The organism is Streptomyces litchfieldiae (assembly GCF_031845365.1).
Lineage (GTDB): Bacteria > Actinomycetota > Actinomycetes > Streptomycetales > Streptomycetaceae > Streptomyces > Streptomyces litchfieldiae.
The window spans coordinates 67,882-90,101 of the sequence record NZ_JAVREL010000014.1 but is presented as its reverse complement, the minus strand read 5'-3'; the positions used below and the strand labels follow the sequence as shown (position 1 = coordinate 90,101).

23 protein-coding genes are annotated in these 22,220 nt (G+C 73.2%); 15 read left to right on the top strand and 8 right to left on the bottom strand.

All coding sequences use genetic code 11. The features are described 5' to 3' along the window. Positions 1 to 263: 263 nt before the first annotated feature. Entirely contained in the window at positions 264 to 1,376 is a 1,113-nt protein-coding gene (locus RM590_RS22875; protein ID WP_311706553.1) for a zinc-binding dehydrogenase, read from the top strand. Positions 1,377 to 1,380: 4 nt separating this feature from the next. On the opposite strand, the gene RM590_RS22870 is transcribed toward RM590_RS22875, so the two are convergent. From RM590_RS22870 to RM590_RS22855, 4 genes are all read right to left on the bottom strand, one after another. Then, complete coding sequence (locus RM590_RS22870) at positions 1,381 to 1,842, bottom strand: MaoC family dehydratase (RefSeq protein WP_311706552.1); 462 nt, start codon at positions 1,840 to 1,842, stop codon at positions 1,381 to 1,383. A 73-nt stretch (positions 1,843 to 1,915) separates the two neighbouring features. Then, positions 1,916 to 2,263 carry a DUF202 domain-containing protein gene (locus RM590_RS22865; protein ID WP_311706551.1) on the bottom strand — a complete coding sequence of 116 codons (348 nt, stop codon included), beginning with the start codon at positions 2,261 to 2,263 and terminating at the stop codon, positions 1,916 to 1,918. After that, on the bottom strand, positions 2,260 to 2,655 hold the full coding sequence (locus tag RM590_RS22860) for a YidH family protein (protein WP_394813952.1): 396 nt from the start codon (positions 2,653 to 2,655) through the stop codon (positions 2,260 to 2,262). Before RM590_RS22860 ends, RM590_RS22865 begins: the two co-directional genes overlap by 4 nt. Positions 2,656 to 2,694: 39 nt before the next feature. Next, positions 2,695 to 3,390 carry a GntR family transcriptional regulator gene (locus tag RM590_RS22855; protein ID WP_311706549.1) on the bottom strand — a complete coding sequence of 232 codons (696 nt, stop codon included), beginning with the start codon at positions 3,388 to 3,390 and terminating at the stop codon, positions 2,695 to 2,697. Positions 3,391 to 3,570: 180 nt separating this feature from the next. Here RM590_RS22855 and RM590_RS22850 point away from each other — a divergent pair, with 180 nt between their 5' ends. The 6 genes from RM590_RS22850 to RM590_RS22825 are packed head-to-tail and all read left to right on the top strand — an operon-like array spanning position 3,571 to position 9,688. Next, positions 3,571 to 4,857 (top strand): MFS transporter, encoded by a 1,287-nt coding sequence (locus tag RM590_RS22850; RefSeq protein ID WP_311706548.1) that lies wholly within the window; start codon positions 3,571 to 3,573, stop codon positions 4,855 to 4,857. Between the two features lie 46 nt (positions 4,858 to 4,903). Further along, positions 4,904 to 5,695 (top strand): putative hydro-lyase, encoded by a 792-nt coding sequence (locus RM590_RS22845; RefSeq protein WP_311706547.1) that lies wholly within the window; start codon positions 4,904 to 4,906, stop codon positions 5,693 to 5,695. Beyond that, positions 5,692 to 6,468, top strand: coding sequence for a LamB/YcsF family protein (locus RM590_RS22840; protein WP_311706546.1), 777 nt, complete (start codon positions 5,692 to 5,694; stop codon positions 6,466 to 6,468). Before RM590_RS22845 ends, RM590_RS22840 begins: the two co-directional genes overlap by 4 nt. 20 nt (positions 6,469 to 6,488) lie before the next feature. Further along, positions 6,489 to 7,109: a 5-oxoprolinase subunit PxpB gene (gene pxpB, locus RM590_RS22835; protein WP_311706688.1), complete on the top strand. Its 621-nt coding sequence runs from the start codon at positions 6,489 to 6,491 to the stop codon at positions 7,107 to 7,109. After that, positions 7,106 to 7,978 (top strand): 5-oxoprolinase subunit C family protein, encoded by an 873-nt coding sequence (locus RM590_RS22830; protein ID WP_311706687.1) that lies wholly within the window; start codon positions 7,106 to 7,108, stop codon positions 7,976 to 7,978. Before pxpB ends, RM590_RS22830 begins: the two co-directional genes overlap by 4 nt. A 57-nt stretch (positions 7,979 to 8,035) precedes the next feature. Next, positions 8,036 to 9,688 (top strand): FAD-binding dehydrogenase, encoded by a 1,653-nt coding sequence (locus tag RM590_RS22825; RefSeq protein WP_311706545.1) that lies wholly within the window; start codon positions 8,036 to 8,038, stop codon positions 9,686 to 9,688. A 39-nt stretch (positions 9,689 to 9,727) separates the two neighbouring features. Here RM590_RS22825 and RM590_RS22820 read toward each other — a convergent pair whose 3' ends face one another. Then, positions 9,728 to 9,970, bottom strand: a complete 243-nt coding sequence (locus RM590_RS22820; RefSeq protein WP_311706544.1) for a gas vesicle protein GvpG — start codon at positions 9,968 to 9,970, stop codon at positions 9,728 to 9,730. A gap of 198 nt (positions 9,971 to 10,168) precedes the next feature. On the opposite strand from RM590_RS22820, the gene RM590_RS22815 reads away from it, so the two are divergent. After that, positions 10,169 to 11,305 carry a DUF2330 domain-containing protein gene (locus RM590_RS22815; protein WP_311706543.1) on the top strand — a complete coding sequence of 379 codons (1,137 nt, stop codon included), beginning with the start codon at positions 10,169 to 10,171 and terminating at the stop codon, positions 11,303 to 11,305. 59 nt (positions 11,306 to 11,364) lie between these two features. Further along, positions 11,365 to 12,171, top strand: a complete 807-nt coding sequence (locus RM590_RS22810; RefSeq protein WP_311706542.1) for a class I SAM-dependent methyltransferase — start codon at positions 11,365 to 11,367, stop codon at positions 12,169 to 12,171. Positions 12,172 to 12,214: 43 nt separating this feature from the next. On the opposite strand, the gene RM590_RS22805 is transcribed toward RM590_RS22810, so the two are convergent. Both RM590_RS22805 and RM590_RS22800 read right to left on the bottom strand, forming a co-directional pair. Beyond that, a complete protein-coding gene (locus RM590_RS22805) occupies positions 12,215 to 13,909 on the bottom strand; it encodes a BCCT family transporter (RefSeq protein WP_311706686.1) in 1,695 nt (564 codons plus the stop codon). Positions 13,910 to 14,471: 562 nt separating this feature from the next. Then, positions 14,472 to 14,912 (bottom strand): MarR family winged helix-turn-helix transcriptional regulator, encoded by a 441-nt coding sequence (locus RM590_RS22800; protein ID WP_311706541.1) that lies wholly within the window; start codon positions 14,910 to 14,912, stop codon positions 14,472 to 14,474. 134 nt (positions 14,913 to 15,046) lie between these two features. Between RM590_RS22800 and RM590_RS22795 the strand changes: the two genes are divergently transcribed. The 6 genes from RM590_RS22795 to urtE all read left to right on the top strand — a co-directional run bounded on the left by RM590_RS22795 (position 15,047) and on the right by urtE (position 20,990). Further along, positions 15,047 to 16,153, top strand: coding sequence for a substrate-binding domain-containing protein (locus RM590_RS22795; protein ID WP_311706540.1), 1,107 nt, complete (start codon positions 15,047 to 15,049; stop codon positions 16,151 to 16,153). A 176-nt stretch (positions 16,154 to 16,329) separates the two neighbouring features. Then, positions 16,330 to 17,586 carry an urea ABC transporter substrate-binding protein gene (urtA, locus tag RM590_RS22790; protein ID WP_311706539.1) on the top strand — a complete coding sequence of 419 codons (1,257 nt, stop codon included), beginning with the start codon at positions 16,330 to 16,332 and terminating at the stop codon, positions 17,584 to 17,586. Continuing rightward, positions 17,583 to 18,479 (top strand): urea ABC transporter permease subunit UrtB, encoded by an 897-nt coding sequence (gene urtB, locus RM590_RS22785; protein WP_311706538.1) that lies wholly within the window; start codon positions 17,583 to 17,585, stop codon positions 18,477 to 18,479. Before urtA ends, urtB begins: the two co-directional genes overlap by 4 nt. After that, complete coding sequence (gene urtC, locus RM590_RS22780) at positions 18,476 to 19,537, top strand: urea ABC transporter permease subunit UrtC (protein ID WP_311706537.1); 1,062 nt, start codon at positions 18,476 to 18,478, stop codon at positions 19,535 to 19,537. The genes urtB and urtC overlap by 4 nt, the downstream gene beginning before the upstream one ends. Further along, positions 19,534 to 20,298, top strand: coding sequence for an urea ABC transporter ATP-binding protein UrtD (gene urtD / locus RM590_RS22775; protein WP_311706536.1), 765 nt, complete (start codon positions 19,534 to 19,536; stop codon positions 20,296 to 20,298). Before urtC ends, urtD begins: the two co-directional genes overlap by 4 nt. Continuing rightward, on the top strand, positions 20,298 to 20,990 hold the full coding sequence (gene urtE, locus RM590_RS22770) for an urea ABC transporter ATP-binding subunit UrtE (RefSeq protein WP_311706535.1): 693 nt from the start codon (positions 20,298 to 20,300) through the stop codon (positions 20,988 to 20,990). Before urtD ends, urtE begins: the two co-directional genes overlap by 1 nt. Positions 20,991 to 21,034: 44 nt before the next feature. Here the strand turns inward: urtE and RM590_RS22765 are convergent, their stop codons facing one another. After that, complete coding sequence (locus RM590_RS22765) at positions 21,035 to 21,808, bottom strand: SAM-dependent methyltransferase (protein ID WP_311706534.1); 774 nt, start codon at positions 21,806 to 21,808, stop codon at positions 21,035 to 21,037. Positions 21,809 to 22,220 lie beyond the last annotated feature (412 nt).

The window sequence follows — 22,220 nt, the reverse complement described above, 5'->3', positions numbered from 1 at the left end:
TTTCTCACGCCGGGGCGCGTGCTGGCAGGGCGCACGGGGGCATGGGAACGTCGCGGTCTGCGTCACGATCACACGATCGGGTCGCTTTTGCGGCGTTCGGTAAACATGGGCGAGCGGCTCGATCCCCGGTCGCCCACGGTAAGTCCATGAACGACCCCGACCTGTACTCCACCGTCGTGCGTCCGCCCCGCCTCCCGGCCCGTGCGCCGAGCCCGGCGCCTCCCGGTGACTCCGGGGCCGCCGGGCCGCAGTAGCTTGGCGGCATGGCTCACGACATACGCGCCGCTGTGCTGACCGCCGTCGGGGAGCCGCTGCGGCTCACCGCCATCGAGCTGCCGGAGCCCGGGCCCGGCCAGGTGCGGGTGCGGCTCGCCGCGGCGGGGGTCTGTCGCTCGGATCTGTCCCTGGCCGACGGCGTGCTGCGCCAGCCCGTGCCCGCCGTCCTCGGCCACGAGGCCGCGGGCACCGTCGTGGCCGTGGGGGAGGGCGTCACCGGTGTGGCGCCCGGCCGGCGCGTCGTCCTCAACTGGGCGCCCTCCTGCGGCGCGTGCCACCACTGCGCGGCCCTGGCCGAGCCCTGGCTGTGCGAACGGGCCAACGCCGCCACGACCGTTCCCTACGCGCGGGACGACAAGGGCCGGGACCTGTACCCCGGGCTCACGGTGGCGGCGTTCGCCGAGGAGACCGTCGTGCCCGAACGGGCCGTGCTGCCGCTGCCCGACGGCGTCCCGCTCACCGACGCCGCCCTGCTCGGCTGCGCGGTGCTCACCGGTCACGGCGCCGTGCACCGCAGCGCGCGGGTGCGAGCGGGGGAGTCCGTCGCGGTCTTCGGCGTCGGCGGCGTCGGGCTGTCGGCGCTCCAGTCCGCCCGGCTGGCCGGCGCCGAGCGGATCATCGCCGTGGACGTCGTGGCCGCCAAGGAGTCGCTGGCCCGCGCGGCCGGCGCCACCGACTTCGTGCTCGCCACCGACTCGGTCACCAGGGAGATCCGGGCCCTGACCGGCGGCCGGGGCGCGGACGTCGCCATCGAGTGCGCCGGGCGCGCCGAGTCCATCCGGGCGGCCTGGGGAGCCACCCGCCGGGGCGGGCGGACCACCGTGGTCGGCATCGGCGGCCGGGACGAGCGGGTGAGCTTCTCACCGCTGGAGCTCTTCTACACCGCCCGCACCCTCACCGGCTGCGTCTACGGCGACAGCGACCCGGCCACCGACCTGCCCGCCCTCGCCGGGCTGGTGCGCGCGGGCCGTTTCGACCTCTCCCTGCTGGTCACCGAGCGCATCACGCTGGACGACGTGCCCGAGGCGGTGGCGGCGATGCGCACGCCGGGCCGGGGCGGCCGGGCGCTGGTCGTCTTCGACGGCGCGCCTCGGACGTAGAGCCTCAGACGTAGAACCGGGTGACCGTCTCGGCGACGCAGACCGGCTTGGCGCCGCCCTCCCGCTCCACCGCCAGCGACATCACCAACTGGACGCCGTCCGGCACCTCCGTCACCGCCGCGATGCCGCCCGTGGCGCGCACGCGGGAGCCGACGGGCAGGGGCGCGGGGAAACGGACCTTGTTCACGCCGTAGTTGAGGGCCATGCGCACGCCCTCGACGCGCAGCAGACCCGGCGTCAGCACGGGCAGCAGCGCCAGCGTCAGATAGCCGTGGGCGATGGTCGAGCCGAACGGCCCGGCCGCCGCCCGCTCCGGGTCGGTGTGGATCCACTGGTGATCGCCGGTCGCCTCGGCGAAGAGGTCGATCCGCTTCTGGTCCACCGTCAGCCAGTCGCTGACGCCCAACTGCTCGCCCACCGCGGCCTTCAGACCGGCGGGGGAGGGGAAGATCCGCGGCTCACTCATCCGGCCAGAATACTCGCCAGTAGCCTCGCGGGGCAGGGCGCGTTCACGCGATCCGATGGCGCTCGGGGGGCGGTTACCCGGGAACGGCCAAGGCGACCGCCGCGACCAGCGCGGCGACGACGACGATCCCGGCCGCGCCCGCCACCGTCCGGCCCTCTGGCGGGCCCGGCCGGGCCTCCGTCAGCGCCCGCAGCCGCCGGTGCGCCACCGCCAGAAACGCCACCCACAGCAGCGCGGCCAGCGCCACCGCCACCGTTTCCGGCCCCCGGTGCCCGCCCTCGACCACCAGGCCCCGCGCGGCCAGCACCACCACCAGTGCGAACGTCAGCGTGGTGCGCCGCCACGCGAGCCGGGTGCGCTCCGGCTGCGCGCCCGGGTCGCGGGCGGGCGGCTCGGCGTTCCCGCGCGCGCCGACGGTCACGCGCCCGCCCAGCCGAACAGCACCGCCGCCATCACCAGCAGCGCCGTCACCGCGGTGCCCACCGCCAGCAGCGCCGGGAAACGGCTCACCGGCAGATCCTCGCCGCGCCGCATGGCCCGTTCCGACCGGACCCAGTGGTTGACCGCCCGCACCGCGCACAGCGCGCCGCCCGCCAGCAGGATCAGGGCCACCGCGGTGCGCACCGCCCAGCGCAGGTCCGTCAGGAACTGGTCCACCGCGATGCCGCCGGCCAGCAGCGCCAGCGCGGTGCGCAGCCAGGCCAGGAACGTGCGCTCGTTCGCCAGCGAGAAGCGGTAGTCGGGGGTGACCCCCTCCGCTCGCAGTCGCCCGGGCGAGAACCACAGCCGGACCGTCGCCACGACCTTTCGGATCATGTGACGAGCGTAGGGCCCCTCGGTCCGGTCGGCCCGTCAGCCCAGGCGGCGTTCGTAGGCCTCGGCCAACTGACGCCGGGAGTCGTCCAGATAGGAGGCCAGCAGCGTCTCCGCGCCCGCCGCGTCGCCGGACTTCAGCGCCTCGAAGATCTGCCGGTTGCGCGACAGATAGGGCTCGTGGAAGCGGCGCGGGTCCTCCATCACGTGGAAGACCAGGCGCAGCTCCGCCAGCACGCCGCGCATCAGCTCGTCCGTGCGCGGGCTGCCGGCCAGCGCCACCAGCTCCTGGTGGAAACGGATGTTCGCGGTGCCCAGGTCCCGCCACTGCTTGTCGCGAGCGGCCTTCTCGCCGGTGGCCACCGCCGCCTGGAGGGCGTCCAGCGGGTGGGGCGGCTCGCCCAGGCCCCGCAGCGTCGCGCACTCCACGAGCCGGCGCACGCGGTAGATGTCGTTCAGGTCCTCGACCGTCAGGACCCGCACGAAGACGCCGCGGTTGAGCTCGTGCACGAGCAGCCGTTCGTGCGTCAGCAGGCGGAACGCCTCGCGCAGGGTGTTGCGCGAGACCCCCAGCGCCTCGCCGATCGCCTTCTCGGACAACTGCGTGCTCGGCGGGAAGAGCCCCTCCGCGATGCGGTTGCGCAGGATGTCGGCGACTCGTTCGGCGGTGCTCGTGCGGCCCAGCAGCGCACGGTCGTCGATCAGCCCGGCCAGCGCGCCCTCGGTGCTTTCCACAGGGTTCCTTCCAGCGTTCCCGTTCGCGACAGGGTGCAGTCAACCGCAGAAACAAGGATGAAACAACATGAGTATTGCCGGATCGTTGAACAATCCCCTACCTTGCTGAGGTAAGGCAGCCAGCACTGCCGGGCACATCGGCTCAACTCCCACCGGTTTCCTCCTTTTTGCGAGGCACTCATGAGCACGCCCGCACCTTCCGTCGCCCCGGCCCGCCCCGACGACTCCGCCCAGGACACCGGCGCCTTCGCCTGGTTCCGCGCCCTCGGCCCCCGTGGCCGGCGCGCGTTCGCCGGCGCCTTCGGTGGCTACGGACTCGACTCCTACGACTTCTTCACCCTGCCGCTGAGCATGGTCGCCATCGAGGCGTACTTCCTGCTCGACTCCGGCCAGACCGGTCTGCTGACCGCCGTGACGATGGTGTCCTCCGCCGTGGGCGGCGCCGCCGCCGGCGTGCTGGCCGACCGGTTCGGCCGGGTGCAGGCCCTGCTGGCCACGGTCGTCACGTACGCGTTCTTCACCGTGCTGTGCGGCTTCGCGCCCAGCTACGAACTCCTCCTGGTCTTCCGCGCCTTTCAGGGCCTCGGCTTCGGCGGCGAATGGGCCGTCGGCGCGATCCTGGTCGCCGAGTACGCCTCCGCCCGGCACCGCGGCCGGACGCTCGCCTTCGTCCAGAGCTCCTGGGCCGTCGGCTGGGGCCTGGCGGTCCTCGTCTACACCCTCGTGTTCCAGCTCTTCGACGACGACCTCGCCTGGCGCGTCATGTTCTTCACCGGCGCCCTGCCCGCCCTGCTCGTCCTCTACGTCCGGCGCAACGTCACCGACGCCCCCGAGGCGGCGCGGCGGCGCGAGAACAGCGCCCGCCGGGGCCGGTTCGGCGCGATCTTCGCCGGCGGCCTGCGGCGGCCCACCCTGTTCGCCGTGCTGCTGTCCACCGGCGTCCAGGGCGGCTACTACACGCTGGCCACCTGGGTGCCCACCTACCTGGACGACGAACGCGGCCTCACCGTCGTCGGCACCGGGGGATATCTGACGTTCCTCATCACCGGCGCGTTCACCGGCTACCTCACCGGCGGCTGGGTCACCGACCGACTCGGCCGGAAGAACAACATCGCGCTGTTCGCCGTGCTCTCCGCCGCCGCGATCCTGGCCTACACCAACATCCCCGAGGGCGCCGACACCCTCGTGATGGTGCTCGGCTTCCCCCTCGGCTTCTGCATGTCGGCCATCTTCAGCTCGTTCGGCTCCTTCCTCGCCGAGCTGTACCCGGCCGACATCCGCGGCACCGGACAGGGCTTCACCTACAACACCGGCCGGGCCATCGGCGCGTTCTTCCCCGCGACCGTCGGCTTCCTGGCCGACAGCGTGGGCGTCGGCGGCGCGCTGATCTTCGGCGCCGCGGGCTACGGCCTGGCGCTGATCGCCCTGCTCGGCCTCCCCGAGACCCGCGGCCGCGAACTGACCTGACGGCCGTACCGCGCGAGCCGTACCCTTCACGAAAGGACCACCGACCATGGCGACCGTCCGACCCCTACCGCCCGGCCCCCGCGAGGCCCGCGCGCACTTCCGCGCCGGCGGCGTGGCACCCACCTCCGGCTGGGCACCCGGCCACATGCAGGCCAACCTCATCGCCGTCCCCGCCGACTGGGCCGGGGACATGGAGCAGTTCTGCCGGCGCAACCCCCAGGCCTGCCCGGTGCTCGACGTCACCGCGCCCGGCTCCTGGCGCACCCCGCTGGCGCCCGGCGCCGACCTGCGCACCGACCTGCCCCGCTACCGCGTCTGGGAGGACGGCGAACTCCGCGGCGAACCGGCCGAGGTGACCGGCCACTGGCGGGACGACCTGGTCACGTTCCTCATCGGGTGCAGCTTCACCTTCGAGACGGCGCTCGCCGACGCCGGGGTGCCGCTGCGCCACACCGAACAGGGCCGCAACGTCCCGATGTACCGCACCAACCGCTCCTGCCGCCCCGGTGGCCGGCTCAGCGGTCCGCTCGTCGTCTCCATGCGGCCCATCCCGGCCCACCTGGTGACCCGGGCGCGAACCGTCAGTGCCTCGATGCCCTCCATGCACGGCGGCCCGGTGCACACCGGCAACCCGGCGGGCCTGGGCATCCGCGATCTGGCGCGCCCGGACTTCGGCGAGGCGGTCGCCCTCCGGCCCGGCGACATCCCGGTCTTCTGGGCCTGCGGGGTGACTCCCCAGGCCGCACTGATGTCCGCGCGCATCCCCTTCGCCATCACGCACGCGCCCGGATATATGTTCATCACCGACGCACGGGACAAGGAGTACCGAGTGGCATGACGACCATCGACAGAGCGCTGATCGACCTCAACGCCGATCTGGGCGAGGGATTCGGCCACTGGCGGCTGACCGACGACGAAGCACTGCTCTCCGTCGTCACCAGCGCCAACGTCGCGTGCGGCCTGCACGCCGGCGACGCGGTCACCATGCGCCGGGTCTGCGAGGTGGCGGCCGAGCGCGGCGTGGCCATCGGGGCCCACGTCGGCTACCGGGACCTGGCCGGGTTCGGCCGCCGGGCGATGGACGTGCCGCCCGACGAGCTGGCGGCCGAGACCGCCTACCAGATCGGCGCCCTGGAGGTGTTCGCCCGCGCGGCCGGCAGCCGCGTGTCCTACGTCAAACCGCACGGCGCGCTCTACAACCGCGCCGCGCGCGACCCGGAGCAGGCCGGCGCCGTGGTGGCCGGCGTCGTCCTCACCGGCATGCCGCTGCCCGTGCTGGGCCTCCCCGGATCCCAGTTGCACGAGGCCGCCGGCGCGGCCGGACTCCCCGTCGTGGCCGAGGCGTTCGCCGACCGCGCCTACACCCCGGACGGCACCCTGCTGCCGCGCGGCCGGGAGGGCGCCGTCATCACCGACCCCGAGCTGGTGGTGCGGCGGTCCGTCGGCATCGCCCGCGACGGCCGGGTGACCTCCGCCGAGGGCACGACGGTCGCCGTCCGCGCCCGCTCCCTGTGCGTGCACGGCGACACCCCCGGCGCCACCGACCTGGCCCGCCACGTCCGGGCCGGGCTGGCGGCCGCCGGGATCGGGCTGGAGCCGTTCGCCCGATGACACCACCCACAGACAGCGGCATGAACGTCCTGCCCGTCGGCGAGCACGCGCTCCTCGTCGAACTCCCCACCGGCGACGCCGCCCTGGCCCTGCACGCCGAGCTGCTGCGCCGCCGCGCGGCCGGCACGCTGCCGCAGGTCACCGACATCGTGCCGGCCGCCCGCACCGTGCTGCTCGACGGCGTCGGCGCCCCGGGCCCGCTCGCCGCCGACCTGGCCCGCTGGGACATCCCGCCGCTCGCCCCCGACACGCACGCGACCGCCGAGATCCCGGTGCGCTACGACGGGCCCGACCTCGCCGAGGTCGCCGCCCGCTGGGGCGTGCCCGAGGAGGAGGTCGGGCGCATCCACGCCGGGACCGAATTCCGCGTCGCCTTCTGCGGGTTCGCCCCCGGCTTCGGCTATCTGACCGGGCTTCCGGAACGGTACGCCGTGCCCCGCCGCGCCACCCCGCGCACCAGTGTCCCGGCCGGCTCGGTCGCGCTGGCGGGCTCCTACACCGGCGTCTACCCGCGCTCCTCGCCGGGCGGCTGGCAGCTCATCGGCACCACCGACGCCGTTCTCTTCGACCCCGCCCGCGAACCCGCCGCCCTGCTGACCCCGGGCACCCGGGTCCGTTTCGTTCGCGAATGCGGCTCATGACCGACCGGGCCTTCGCCGTGATCCGGGCGGGCGCGCTGACCACCGTTCAGGATCTGGGCCGCGCCGGGCAGGCACACCTGGGCGTGCCGCGGTCCGGCGCGCTCGACCTGCCCGCGCACCGGCTCGCCAACCGGCTCGTCGGCAACGACCCCGCCGCCGCCACCCTGGAGACCACGCTCACCGGCTGCGCCGTCCGGCCGCGCCGCGCCGCGACCGTCGCCGTCACCGGCGCGCCCTGCCACGTCGCCGTCGACGGCCGCCCGGTCGCGTGGGGCGCCGCCGTGCGCGTGCCCGCCGGGGCCGTGCTGGACGTCGGGCCGGCGCGGCGCGGCGTCCGCGGCTATCTGGCCTTCGGCGGCGGCGTCGCCGTCGAGCCGGTGCTCGGCAGCCGCGCCACCGACCTGCTGTCCGGCCTCGGCCCCGCGCCGCTCACCGACGGCGCCGTCCTGCCGCTGGGCGACCCCGTCGCCCCGCCCGCCCCGGCCGACGCCGTGCCGCAGCCCGCCCCGCCGGAGGAGCTGGTGCTGCGGGTGCGGCTCGGGCCGCGGGACGACTGGTTCGACCGGACGGCCCCGCGCACCCTGGCCCGGGCCACCTACCGGGTGGCGACCGCGAGCAACCGCATCGGCCTGCGCACCGAGGGCCCCCCGCTGGAACGGGTCCGGCAGGGAGAACTCCCCAGCGAGGGCCTGGTGCTGGGCGCCGTCCAGGTGCCGCCCGACGGGCGCCCGCTGGTCTTTCTCGCCGACCACCCGACCACCGGCGGATATCCCGTCATCGGCGTGGTCCCCGAGCCCGACCTCGCCGCGGCGGCCCAGGCCCGCCCCGGCACCCCGGTGCGTTTCGTGCCCGTGCGCGCCGCCCGTTGACGTCGCACGCCCCGTGGCCCAGGATGCGGGGGAACCAAGGGCGGAAGACGGAGGATCATGGCCTACGACGCCGATGTCATCGTGATCGGGGCCGGTCTCGCCGGGCTGGCCGCCACCGCCGAACTGGCCGACGCCGGGCGGAAGGTGATCCTCCTCGACCAGGAGCCGGAGGCCTCCCTGGGCGGGCAGGCGCACTGGTCGTTCGGCGGGCTGTTCCTCGTCGACTCGCCCGAGCAGCGGCGGCTGCGCATCCGCGACAGCCATGAGCTGGCCTGGCAGGACTGGCTGGGCACCGCCGGCTTCGACCGCCCCGAGGACCACTGGCCGCGCCGCTGGGCCGAGGCGTATGTCGACTTCGCCGCCGGGGAGAAGCGGGCCTGGCTGCGCGGCCACGGCGTCCGTCTCTTCCCCGTCGTCGGCTGGGCCGAACGCGGCGGCTACGCGGCCAGCGGCCACGGCAACTCCGTGCCCCGTTTCCACATCACCTGGGGCACCGGCCCGGGCCTCGTCGAGCCGTTCGAACGACGGGTGCGCGCCGCCGCCGAGCGCGGCCTGGTCGACCTGCGCTTCCGGCACCGCGTCACCGGACTCGCCCGCAGCGGCGGCGTGCTGGACACCGTCAGCGGCGAGGTGCTGGCCCCCAGCGCCGCCCGCCGCGGCACCCCCAGCAACCGCGAGGTCGCCGGCGCGTTCGAGCTGCGCGCGCAGGCCGTGATCGTCACCTCCGGCGGCATCGGCGGCGACCACGACCTCGTGCGCGCCAACTGGCCCGCGCGGCTGGGCACTCCGCCCGAGCACATGCTCAGCGGCGTGCCCGCCCATGTGGACGGCCGGCTGCTGGGCATCGCCGAACGCGCCGGCGCGCGGCTCATCAACCGCGACCGGATGTGGCACTACACCGAGGGCATCACCAACTGGAACCCCGTCTGGTCCCGGCACGGCATCCGCATCCTGCCCGGGCCCTCCTCGCTGTGGCTGGACGCCACCGGGAAACGCCTGCCGGTGCCGCTCTTCCCCGGCTTCGACACCCTCGGCACGCTCGAGCACATCATGGGCACCGGCCACACCCACACCTGGTTCGTGCTGACGCGGAAGATCATCGAGAAGGAGTTCGCGCTCTCCGGCTCCGAGCAGAACCCGGACCTCACCGGCCGCAGCGTCCGGGACGTGCTCGCCCGGGCCCGGTCCGGCGCCCCCGCGCCCGTCCAGGCGTTCATGGACCACGGGCCGGACTTCGTCGTCGAGCACGAACTCGGCGCCCTGGTCCGGGGGATGAACGCCCTCACCGGCGACAAGCTGATCGACGAGCAGGCCCTGCGCCGCGAGATCGAGGCCCGCGACCGGGAGATCGGCAACCGCTTCACCAAGGACCTCCAGGTGACCGCCGTCCGCGCGGCCCGCGCCTACCTCGGCGACCGCCTCATCCGCGTCGCCCCGCCGCACCGCCTGCTGGACCCCAAGGCCGGGCCGCTGATCGCCGTGCGGCTGCACATCCTGACCCGCAAGACGCTCGGTGGCCTCCAGACCGACCTGTCGGCCCGCGTCCTGGCCGAGGACGGCCAGCCGCTGCCGGGGCTGTGGGCGGCCGGCGAGGCCGCCGGCTTCGGCGGCGGCGGGATGCACGGCTACCGCTCGCTGGAGGGCACGTTCCTCGGTGGCTGCCTGTTCTCCGGCCGGACGGCGGGCCGCGCCGCCGCCCGCGCCCTGTGAGACGGCGGGGCATCGCCGGGCCCAACCCGTTCCCGCCGGTCAGCGCGTCAACCAGTCGTCAGTGGGATCGAGACGGTCCAGCAGCTCGTCCTCGCGGCGCGCGAACTCCGTCTCGTCGATCAGGCCGCACAGCAACTCCTCTTCCAGCAGCGCCAGTTCGCGCTGCACCACGGCCGGGTCGGAGAAGCGCCGGTCCGCCTCCGCGGCCACCTGGCTCAGCACCCAGCCCGCGCCGCGCACCGGGGCGAGCGGCAGCAGGAACAACTCCCTGAGCAGTCCCATCGCCATCACGCCGCCCGGCCCGCCGCGCCGGCCCGCGCGATGCCGTAGACGTACGTGCTCATTCGGTTTCCCCTCCACGCCGTGCCGGGCCCCCGCCGGGTTCCTTGGGCCGCCCGCCACCAAACGTCCATCCGCCGGCGATCGCCGGAAACCCCGGAACCGCCGTGCCCGCCCCCGCCGTCCGACACGGTGATGAGGATGCGAAGAAGTGCGCTGACGACCGTTCTCCTGCTTCTGCTCACGCAGTTGGTGGCCGTGGCCTGGCCCGCGTACGCCTGCGGCTGCGGCGGGATGGTGACCGACCCGGACACGCCGGTCACGGTCCAGCAGGAGACCTCGGCCGTGCGCTGGGACGGCACCACCGAGCAGATCGTGATGAGCCTCACCGTGGACGGCGAGGCGCCCGAGGCCGCGTGGATCATGCCGGTGCCCAGCCGCGCCGAGGTGGAGCTCGGCGACCGGGAGCTGTTCAACGACCTGCGCGCCGTCACCGCGCCCCGGCACGAGACCCGCCACTACTTCTGGCCCCGCGAGGGCGACTGGCCGCTCGGCTCGGAGGACGACGAGGGCGACGGTGCCCTGCCGGGCGCCCCACCGCCCACCCGGGAGTCGGGCGTGGACGTCATCAGCCGGGAGCAGCTCGGCCCGTTCGACGTGGCCCGCCTCGCCGCGGACGACCCCGACGCCCTCGACAACTGGCTCGGCGAGAACGGCTTCACGCTGCCCGAGCGGCTGGGGCAGGAGCTGACGCCCTATGTGGAGCGCGGCTGGGAGTACGTGGCCATCCGGCTGACGCCCGCCAAGACGGACGGCGCCGACCCGGCCGAGACCGTTCTCGGCGGCACGCTGGACCCCATCAGCCTCACCTTCGCCTCGGACGAGCTGATCTACCCGATGCGGCTCTCCCGCGCCGCCCGGACCGAGCAGTCGCTGAAGCTCTATGTGCTGGGCCCGGGTCGCATGGAGCCGGCGTCCCACCTGGGCGGCAACGAGCCCGAGGTGCAGTTCGCCGCCGCCCTGCCCACCGAGGACCAGCCGGAGGGCCCGCTGCGCGACTTGGCCGCCGGGGAGACGTTCCTGACCGTCCTGGACCAGGACTTCCCGCGCCCGGAGCTGATCGAGGGCGACCACGTGCTGGAACGCGCCGCGGCGGACACCGAGTACATCCCGGTGGTCTACGAGGACGAACTCCTGACCGTGGGCGGCGTCCCGGCCTGGCTGCTCACGATGCTGGCCGCCGTGGTGGCCATCGCCGCTTCCGGCACGGCGGCGGCCCGCGCCTCGGCCGCCCGCCGCCGGACCCGGCGGCTGTACGGCGTCCATCCGGGGCGGTGAACCCCTCGCCGGCCGAAATGGTTTGCGGTGCCCGACGGCGCCCGCCTACGGTCTCGCCCATGACCGATGACTGGCTCCGGCACAACCGGGAGAACTGGGACGACCGGGTCGGCGTGCACGCCGCGAGTGAGTTCTACGACCTGCCCGGCTTCCGCGCGGGCGCGGACCATCTGCGGCCGTTCGAGCCGGAGGAGCTCGGCGAGGTGGCCGGGCGCAGCCTGCTGCACCTCCAGTGCCACATGGGGCAGGACACCCTCTCGTGGGCGCGGCGCGGCGCGGCCGTGACCGGCCTGGACTTCTCCGCCGAGGCCGTGGCGACCGCCCGCGCGCTGGCGGCGGACATCGGCCTCGCCGACCGGGCGCGTTTCGTGGTCTCCGACGTCTATGAGGCGGCGACCGCCCTGGCCGGGGAGCGGTTCGACATCGTCTACACCGGGCTCGGCGCCCTGGTGTGGCTGCCGGACCTGCCGCGCTGGGCGCGGGTGGCCGCCTCGCTGCTGGCGCCGGGCGGGGTGCTGTACCTGGTCGAGTTCCACCCGTTCACCGAACTGCTCGGCGACGACGGGACGTCGGTCGAACGCGACTACTTCGACCGGGAGGGGCAGGTCTACGACTTCCCCTACACGTACACCGGCGGCCCGGCGCTGACGAAGACGAAGCAGGTGCAGTGGCACCACACGCTGGGCGACATCGTCACCGCGCTGGCCGGGGCGGGCCTGCGCGTGGAGCGGCTCGCCGAGCACGCCACCACGATGTGGCCGCGTTTCCCCGTGCTGGAGCGGGTGAGCGCGCGGGAGTACCGCTATCCGGCGGGCCGGCCGCGCGTTCCGCTGATGTTCTCGATCCGCGCGACGGCCACGGCCTGACCGGCCCCGGGCCCGCCGAGGGGCCCGGGGGAGGGGACGGGGACTACTTCCCGGCGGGTTGGCCGGAGCTGTCCTGCGCGGGACGGACGTCGATCTCGCCGGTGCCCGGCCCGATGCGGAGTTCGAAGTCGCCGTTGTACTTCTCGTGGCCGGCGATGACCGCCATCTCCACGGCCTCCTCGCCCTTCTGGCCGCGCAGGATGAGGGAGTCGTGGCGCAGATCGCGCATCAGCGCCGCGCACAGCCCGATCATGACGAGGGTGAACGGCACGGCGGCCAGGATCGTCAGGTTCTGGAGGCCGTCCAGTGCCGAGGTGCCCTCGCCGCCGATGATCAGCATGATCGCGGCGACCGCGCCCGTGAGCACGCCCCAGAAGACGACCAGGGCCCGGCCCGGCTCCAGCGTGCCGCGCTGGGAGAGTGTGCCCATCACGATGGAGGCCGCGTCCGCGCCGGAGACGAAGAAGATGCCGACCAGGATCATCACGATGATCGTGGTGATGCTCGCGAGCGGGTAGTCCTGGAGCACGGTGAAGAGCTGTCCCTCGGGCGTGGACTCCTGAGTGATGCCCGCGCCCTCCTCCTCCAGGCGCATCCCCGTGCCGCCGAAGATGCTGAACCAGACCAGGCTGACCGCGCTCGGCACCAGGATGACGCCGCCGACGAACTGCCGGATGGTCCGGCCCCGGCTGATGCGCGCGATGAACATGCCGACGAACGGCGTCCAGGAGATCCACCAGGCCCAGTAGAAGACGGTCCAGCCCGACAGCCAGCCGGCGATGTCCTCGCCGCCGCTGGCCTCGGTGCGGGCGGCCATCTCCGGAAGCTGCCCGAGGAACGAGCCGACGGAGGTCGGCAGCAGGTCCAGGATCAGCACGGTGGGGCCGACGACGAACAGGAAGAACGCCAGCACCGCGGCCAGCACCATATTGGTGTTCGACAGCCACTGGATGCCCTTGGCGATGCCCGAGACCGCGGACAGCACAAAGGCCGCGGTCAGGCACCCGATGACCACGACCAGCAGGCCGTTGCCGACCTCCGACATCCAGTCCAGTTCCTCGATGCCGCTGCCGATCTGGAGGGCGCCCAGGCCCAGCGAGGCGGCGGAGCCGAAGAGCGTGGCGATGATCGCCAGGATGTCGATGACCCGGCCGGCCGCGCCGTTGGCGTGCCGCTCGCCGATGAGCGGCGTGAATACCGCGCTGATGGTGAGCCGGCGGCGGCGCCGGAACGTGCTGTAGGCGATGGCCAGGCCGGCCACCGCGTAGATCGCCCACGGGTGCAGCGTCCAGTGGAACAGCGTCGTGGCCATCGCCGTGGACATGGCCTCGCCGGAGTCGGCTGGGGTGGTGCCGGGCGGCGGGGTGGTGAAGTGGGAGAGCGGCTCGTTCACGCCGAAGAACATCAGGCCGATGCCCATGCCGGCGCTGAACATCATGGCGATCCAGGACACCGTCCTGAACTCCGGCTCCTCGCCCTCCCCGCCCAGGGTGATGCGCCCGTAGCGGCTGATGGCCAGCCACAGCGCGAAGACGACGAACCCGGACGCGGCGAGCACGAAGCCCCAGCCCGCGTTGTGGATGACGCTGGTGAGCATGTCCCCGGAGACATCGGCCAGCGAGTCCGAGGCCACCGCCCCCCACATGACGAATGCCAGCGTCAGCACGGCTGCCACGCCGAAGACGATCGGATCCGTCCGCGGTCTGAGCAACGACGGCCGTCTCGTCGTGCTCGTCATGATCGAGCCCTGTTTGTCGCCTGGCACGCTTCTCAGTCCTTCCCTTCAAACCCTGTCGGTGCGAACCCCCGCGGGGCGAGCGTTCGCATGCGCGGGCGGCTACCCGTTAATTCGTCACGCATGCGAATTCTTTTGGCTGTCGAGCTGGCGTGATCGCGCAAAGTGCGCGATGTGCTCCATACCGTAATCGTCCGGGCGGGCAAAATGCCCGATACCCGGTACACGGTCGCCCTGTTCAACTCGTGAAGCGGTGGCCGGACGCGTTGATAGGAGGGTGTGACGCTGGCTACATGGGGGGCCGTGCGGCCCCTGGGAGCGCTCCCGAACCACTGCCGGACAGTCCCCCCACACCGTAAGGACGAGCGAGTGACGAAACGAGGCAAACCCGGACGACGGTTACTGATCGCGGTGCCCGTCGCCGCCCTGACCGCCGGCCTGCTGGGCCAGGGCCTCACCTATCCCTAGGCGGGGTCCGGCCCCCGGGGACGCCGGCCGGTCACCGTCCTGCCCTCGGCGATCGGTCGCGGGCCGGCCGAACAGGGCCTGAGCCCGCGTCGACGCCTCACCGGCCCGTTTTGGCCGCCGGCCTGGCCGGGGTGTCCGCCAGGCCGGCCGCCAGGCGGCGCAGCAGCGCGGCCAGCAGCTCGTCGTCGCCGCTGCCCGGCAGCGACTCCCAGGCGGCGGTGACCCGTTGATCCAACTGTCGCCACAACTCCACGCCGCGCGGGGTCAGATAGGCCAGGATGCGGCGCCGGTCCATGGGGTCCACGCGGCGGTGCACCACGCCGTCGTCGACGAGCTGGTCCATCAGCCGGGTCAGCGTGGGCGGCGGCAGCAGCACATGGTCGGCTATCGCCGTCATGCCGTGGCCCTCGCCGTCGGCGAGGAGCGACATCACGTGCCAGGCGTCCACCGAGCAGCCGGCCTCCTCCAGCACTCCGCGCAGCCGCCGAACGGTCAGCCGCTCGGCCCGGGTCAGCAACCCCACCAGATCTACGGTCATGTCGCTCCTCGGGCCCATCAATGAACGGTGCCGGTCCGGCGGCCCATCCATCGTACGGTTCCCGCCCGGCGGCCCGGCGTCTCGTTCTGCGGGCCCGGGGCACGGCCGGGCCCGGGAACCGCCATCATGGCGCGATGATGCCCCAGGACCCCGCCGGGCCGCTCACCGCCGACCCCGAGGCGCTCGGCGTCGCGCTCGTGGTGCCCCGGCAGGGGCCCGCCGGGATCTTCGGGCCGGCCTGCGAGCTGTGCGCGCGGCTGGCCGCGGACGAGGTGAACGCGGCCGGCGGCGTGCTCGGGCGCGAGCTGCGGCTGGTGACCGTGGACGGCGGCGCGCCGCCGCGCCAGGTGGCCGCCGAGGTCGAGGCGCTGGTCGCCTCCGGCATCGTGCACGGCGTCACCGGCTGGCACATCTCCTCGGTGCGGCAGGCGCTCGCGCCGCGCGTCGCCCACCGCGTGCCCTATGTGTATACGGCGCTCTACGAGGGCGGGGAGAACTCCGAGGGCGTCTACCTCACCAGCGAGACGCCCGACGGCCAGCTCCGCCCCGCGATGCGGCTGCTGGCGGCCGAACGCCGCGTCCGCCGCTGGTACGTCGTCGGCAACGACTACATCTGGCCCCGCCGCACCGCCCGGGCCGCGCACGCCTACGCGCGCGAGACCGGCGGCCGGATCTGCGGCGAGAGCTATCTCCCCCTGGGCACCGACGACTTCGCCGCCGCGCTGCGCCGCATCGAGCAGGTCGCGGCGGACGCCGTGCTGATGCTGCTGGTGGGCAGCGACGCGGTCCGCTTCAACCGAGCGTTCGCCGCCGCCGGGCTCGACCAGCGGTGTCTGCGGCTGAGCACGCTGATGGACGAGAACATGCTGCTGGCCAGCGGCCCCGAGGCCACCCGGGGGCTGAGCGCGACGGCCGGCTTTTTCGGCGCGCTCGCCACCGCCGACACCCTTGACTTCCACGGCCGTTACGCCGCCCGCTTCGGCCCCGACGCCCCGGCGCCCAGCGCGTTGGGGGAGTCCTGCTACGAGGGTGTGCTGCTGCTGGCCGCGCTGATCAACCAGGCCCGTTCCTGGCGGGTCCCGGCCATCGAGGGCACGGCGGCCGACGTCGCCTACGAAGGGGCGCGCGGGCTGCTGCGGCTGAGCGGGCGGCACGTGCGGCAGCGGATCTACCTCGCCGAGGCCGACGGGCTGGACTTCGCGGTGACCGCCGACCTGGACGGCTGGAGCGGCCGGGGCTGAACGGACCGGCCCGGGCACCGCCCGCCGGCCACCGTGATACTTCCGAACGGAAGTATTAATGATGGTGAAATCCCGGGGAAACAGCACCCTCTGAAGCTGTGGCATGCCCACGCTGGGCGACGCGGCCCGGCTCCCCACGCATTTTCCCGTCCCGCCCAGGGACAAGGAGGACCGACATGCCCCAACCCCGGGGACGCCGCCTGGCCGCGGTGGTGATGGCGCTGGCCGCCATCGCGCTGACGGCCTGCGGTGCCAGGACCGGAGAGGAAACGGCCGCCCGCGTCGCCACCATCGACACCTCCGGCGACACCATCAAGGTCGGACTGCTCAACTCCCTCTCCGGCACCATGGCGATCAGCGAAGTCACGGTCCGCGACGCGCTGTTGCTGGCCATCGACGAGATCAACGCGAACGGCGGCGTGCTCGGCAGGCAAATAGAGCCGATCAGCGAGGACGGCGCCTCCGACTGGCCCACGTTCGCCGAGAAGGCCGGAAAGCTGATCCAGCAGGACCAGGTCGCCGCCGTCTTCGGCTGCTGGACCTCGGCCAGCCGCAAGGCCGTCCTGCCGGTCTTCGAGCAGAACGGCTCGCTGCTCTTCTATCCCGTGCAGTACGAGGGACTCGAGCAGTCGCCGAACATCTTCTACACGGGAGCCACCACCAACCAGCAGATCGTGCCCGCCCTCGACTACCTGCGCGAGCAGGGCGTCGACTCGCTCTACCTGGTCGGCAGCGACTACGTCTTCCCGCGCACCGCGAACCGGGTCATCAAGGCGTACGCCGAGGAGTACGGCATCGAGATCGTCGGCGAGGACTACGCCCCGCTGGGCTCCACCGAGTTCGCCACGATCGCCAACAAGGTCCAGGCCGCCGACGCCGACGCCGTGTTCAACACCCTCAACGGCGACAGCAACGTGTCCTTCTTCCGCGAGTACGCGGCGTTCGGCCTGACCGCGGAGGAAATGCCCGTGCTGTCGGTCTCCATCGCCGAGGAGGAGGTCGCCGGCATCGGCGCGGAGAACCTGGCGGGCCAGCTCACCTCCTGGAACTACTACCAGACCACCGAGAGCGCGGCCAACGACCGCTTCGTCACCGCCTTCCAGGAGCGGTACGGCACCGACCGGCCCACCTCCGACCCGATGGAGGCCGCCTACACCTCCGTCCACCTCTGGGCCGCGATGGTCGAACGGGCCGGCTCGTTCGAGGTGGAGGACGTGCGCGCCGCCGCCGACGGCATCACCTTCGAGGCCCCCGAGGGCACCGTCACCGTGGACGGCGACACCCAGCACATCCACAAGACCAACCGCATCGGCCGCATCGGCGCCGACGGCAGCATCACCGAGGTGTGGAGCTCCGAAGGGCCGATCAGACCCGACCCGTTCCTGCGGGACTACGACTGGGCCGACGCCCTGGCCGCGGAGGCACCCGCATGACCGTCATCCTCGGCCAGTCCTTCACCGGCATCAGCATCGGCGCCGTGCTCCTGCTCATCGCCCTCGGCCTGTCCCTCACGTTCGGGCAGATGGGCGTGATCAACATGGCCCACGGCGAGTTCATCATGGCCGGCGCCTACACCGTCTACATGCTCCACGGACCCGTCGGTTCCTCCGGGGCCGCGCTCCTGGTCGCCCTGCCGACCGCGTTCCTGGTGGCCGGCGCGATGGGCGCGCTGCTGGAATGGCTCCTCATCCGCCGGCTCTACGCCCGCCCCCTGGACACCCTGCTGGTCACCTGGGGCGTCTCGCTGATGCTCCAGCAACTGGCCCGCGACCTGTTCGGCGCGCCCAACGTGCACTCCCCGACGCCCGACTGGCTCTCCGGCCGCCTCACCCTCACCTTCGGCGGCGACCACCTGACGCTGCCGCACGCCCGGCTGTTCATCCTCGGCCTGGCGCTGGCCGCCGTCGTGGCGCTCACCCTGACCCTGCGGCTCACATCGCTGGGCCGCCGCGTGCGGGCCGTGGTGCAGCACCGCGACCTCGCCGAGGCGTCCGGGATCGCCACCGCCCGCGTGGACCGGCTGACGTTCTTCATCGGCTCCGGCCTCGCGGGCCTGGCCGGCGTCGCCCTCACCCTGGTCGGCCCCACCGGCCCCACCATGGGCACCAACATCATCATCGACGCGTTCCTGGTCGTGGTCGTCGGCGGCATCGGCCAGCTCCGCGGCGCGGTCATCGCCGCGTTCGCCCTCGGCGTCCTCCAGGCGGTGATGGAGTACTCCACCACCGTCAGCGTCGCCCGCGCCATCGTGCTCGTCGCGATCGTCGCCTTCCTGCAATGGCGCCCCCAAGGCATCCACACCCTGCGCACCCGGAGCCTGGCATGACCCAACTCCTCGACCGCTGGCGGGTACCCGCCGGTTACGCCCTGGGCGCGGTGCTGCTGTTCGCCCTCGCGCCCGCCCTGCTCTCCGACTTCCGCCTCGGGCAGCTCGCCCGCTACCTGTGCGTCGCCATCGTCGCCGTCGGTATCGCGCTGGCCTGGGGCCGCGGCGGCATGCTCGTTCTCGGCCAGGGCCTCTTCTTCGGCCTCGGCGGCTACGCCATGGCGATGCACATGAAGCTCGCGGACGCCGGCTCCGGCCAACTGCCGGACTTCATGATGCTCTACGGCTCCACCGACCAACTTCCGTGGTGGTGGGAGCCGTTCCGGTCACCCGTCGTCGCGCTGGCCGCCGTCGTGCTGCTGCCGATGGCGCTGGCCGCCGTCATCGGGTGGTTCGTCTTCCGCCGCCGGGTGCGCGGCGCCTACTTCGCCATCCTCAGCCAGGCCCTCGCCGCCGCCTTCGCGATCCTGCTGATCGGCCAGCAGGCCACCACCGGCGGCACCAACGGACTGACCGACTTCCAGGGGTTCTTCGGCTACTCGCTGGACGACCCCGTCAACCGCCGCACCGTGTACTTCGTCATCGCCGGCACCCTGCTGGTCCTGATGCTCCTCACCCGGCAGCTCTTCCACAGCCGCTACGGCGAACTCCTCGTGGCCGTCCGGGACTCCGAGGAACGCGTCCGCTTCCTCGGCTACGACCCGGCGCTCGTCAAGCTCGCCGCCTACACCCTCTCGGCCGGCATGGCGGGCGTGGCCGGGGCGCTGTTCGTACCGGCCGTGGGCATCATCTCGCCCGCGCTGATCGGCATCGTGCCGTCCATCCAGTTCGTCATCGGCGCGGCCATCGGCGGCCGGGCCAGCGTCGTCGGCGTCGTCCTCGGCGCCGTCGCGGTGGCCTGGGCGCAGACCACCCTCTCCGAGGAATTCCCCGCCGCCTGGACGTACTTCCAGGGCGGGCTGTTCGTCGTCGTGGTCGCCTTCCTGCCCGGCGGCCTGGCCTCCCTGGCCCACCTCGCGGCCCGCCGGCGGCGCACCGGGGTGGTGACGGCGGCATGACCGAAGAACCCCTGAAGGCACTGGAAATCACCGATGTGCGGGTGACGTTCGACGGCTTCACCGCCGTCGACGGCGTCAGCCTCCGCGTCGGCCCGGGCGACCTGCGCTTCCTCATCGGGCCCAACGGCGCGGGCAAGACCACCCTCGTCGACGCCGTCACCGGCCTGGTCCCGGCCACCGGCTCGGTGCGGTTCGGCGGCCACGAACTCCTCGGCCGCCCCGTGCACCGCGTCGCGCGGCTCGGGATCGGCCGCACGTTCCAGACGGCCACCGTCTTCGAGAACCTGACCGTGCTCCAGAACCTCGACATCGCCGTGGGCGCCGGCCGCCGCCCGCTCACCCTGCTGCGGCGCCGCCGCGGCATCCCCGAGGAGGTCGAACGCGCCCTGGAGACCATCGGCCTGGCCGACCACCGCGAGCGGCCCGCGGGCACGCTGGCACACGGCCAGAAGCAGTGGCTGGAGATCGGCATGCTGCTCGTGCAGAACGTCCAACTCCTCCTGCTGGATGAGCCGGTGGCCGGCATGAGCCACGAGGAACGCGAGGCCACCGGGCAGTTGCTGCGCCGCGTGGGCGAGGACCGCACCGTCGTCGTCATCGAACACGACATGGACTTCATGCGGACCTTCGCCTCCAGCGTCACCGTGCTGCACGCGGGCCGGGTGCTCAGCGAGGGCACGGTCGCCGAGGTACGCGCGGACCCGCGCGTCCAGGAGGTCTACCTCGGGGAGCCGGTCACGGAAGCCGAGGTGGAGGCGTGATGCTGGAGATCACCGGACTGGTCGCCGGATACGACCGCAGCGTGGTGCTGCACGGCGTGTCGCTGACCGTGCCCGAGGACGGCGTAGCGACCGTCCTCGGCCACAACGGCGCGGGCAAGTCCACGCTGCTGCGCGCCGCGCTCGGGCTGATCCGGCCCCGGGCGGGCACGGTGCGGTTCGACGGCCGCGACGTCACGCGGCTGCCCGCGCACCAGCGGGTGCGGCGCGGCATGGCGTATGTGCCGCAAGGGCAGCAGAGCTTCCCGCAGTTGACCACCATGGAGAACCTGCGCCTGGTCGCCGACGGCCACCGGGCCGGCCGCGCGGCGCTCGCCGAGGCGCTGGACCTCTTCCCCGCACTGCGCGAGGTCGCCACCCGCCGGGCCGGCCTGCTCTCCGGCGGCCAGCGCCAGCAACTCGCCATCGCCCGCGCGCTGATCACCCGCCCCCGGCTGCTGCTGCTCGACGAGCCGACGGAGGGCATCCAGCCCTCGGTGGTCGCGGAGATCCAGCGCACGATCCTCCAACTGGCATCCCGGGGCGGGCTGTCGGTGCTGCTGGTGGAACAACACGTGGGCTTCGCCCTGCGGGCGGCGGACGAGTACTACGTCCTGGAGGCCGGCCGAGTCACGGCCTCCGGCGCGGGCGACGAGGAGGCGGAAGGAACGGTGCGCCGGACGCTGAGCGTCTGAGTTTTCCCACCCGCCCGCCCCTTTGCAAAGGGGCGGGCGGCGACTCACCGCTTGCGGGCCGTTATCAGCGCGAACGACAGGTACTCCCCGCCATCAGCCGTCAGCATGTCCAGCGTCGGCTCCGCCTCCCCCCGCCGCTCCGGCGGCAGCGCCTCCGCCCCCGCCCGGGCCCACAGCAGCCAGTCCTGCCAGCCGTCCGGCTGGAGCCGGGCCGACGTCACCGTCACCAGCTCCGTGATCTCCCACTGGAAGCGCCACCACTCCGCCGTGTGCCAGGCGATCGCCTCCCAGCCGACCAGCTTCTTGATGTGCGGCGGGATCGCGCCGAGTTCACGGATCTCGCGGGTCATCCCGGGGGTGGCCACCCCCACCTGCCCCCCGGGGCGCAAAAAGCGGACCAGATACGGCAGATACCCGTCCGCCGTGCCGAAGTACTCAAACGCGTCGACGCTCACGATCGCGTCGAAGCTCTCCTCCTCGAACGGCAGGACGTGGGCCTCCGCCCGCACCGCCGTCACCCGGTCGCCGACGCCCGCCTCAGCGAACACGGCCGCCGCCTCCTCGGCGGGCACCCACCAGTCGGCGGCGACCACCTCGACGCCGTACTCCCGGGCCAGGAACACCGACGTGGCGCCCTTGCCGGACCCCAGGTCCAGCACCCGCATCCCGGGACGCAGATCCAGATCGGCGGCCAGGTTCTCCAGGAGCCACAGCGGATGCGGGCCCATGTCCAGCCCGAGCACCCAGGCGGGGTCGTAGCCGGAGGACCGCGGATAGCGGTCCGGTCGTATCAGATCGTCGAGTGCGGTCACGGCCACCGACCCAAGCCCAACCGGCCCTCGCGCACAAACGGTTTTCCGCCCCCCGACGGGCTATGAGCGGCTGACCAGGCGTCCATCGCCGACCTCCGCTCGGGTGATCTCCTCCGTGAGCGGCTCGCGGGAAGTCCCTGCGAGGCGCGCCCGAGGTGGAACCGGCGGGCGAACAGAACCGACTACCGATCCGGGTGGGTCGTCTCCTCCACCCACCACTCGAAGAGAACAGGAGCCACCGTGCCGATCCCCTGCGCAGCCGCCCGAGGGCGACTTCCCCTACCCGCCGTCCTCGGGTTCATCGTGGCCCCTCGCGTCGCTGCCGCCGCACCCGGCAAGTCCGGAAAACTGTCGGGGGATGAGTGGCACACGAGGCTTCCTGTGCCGCAGATGTGTTCCGATCGGCGTGTATCGCGTC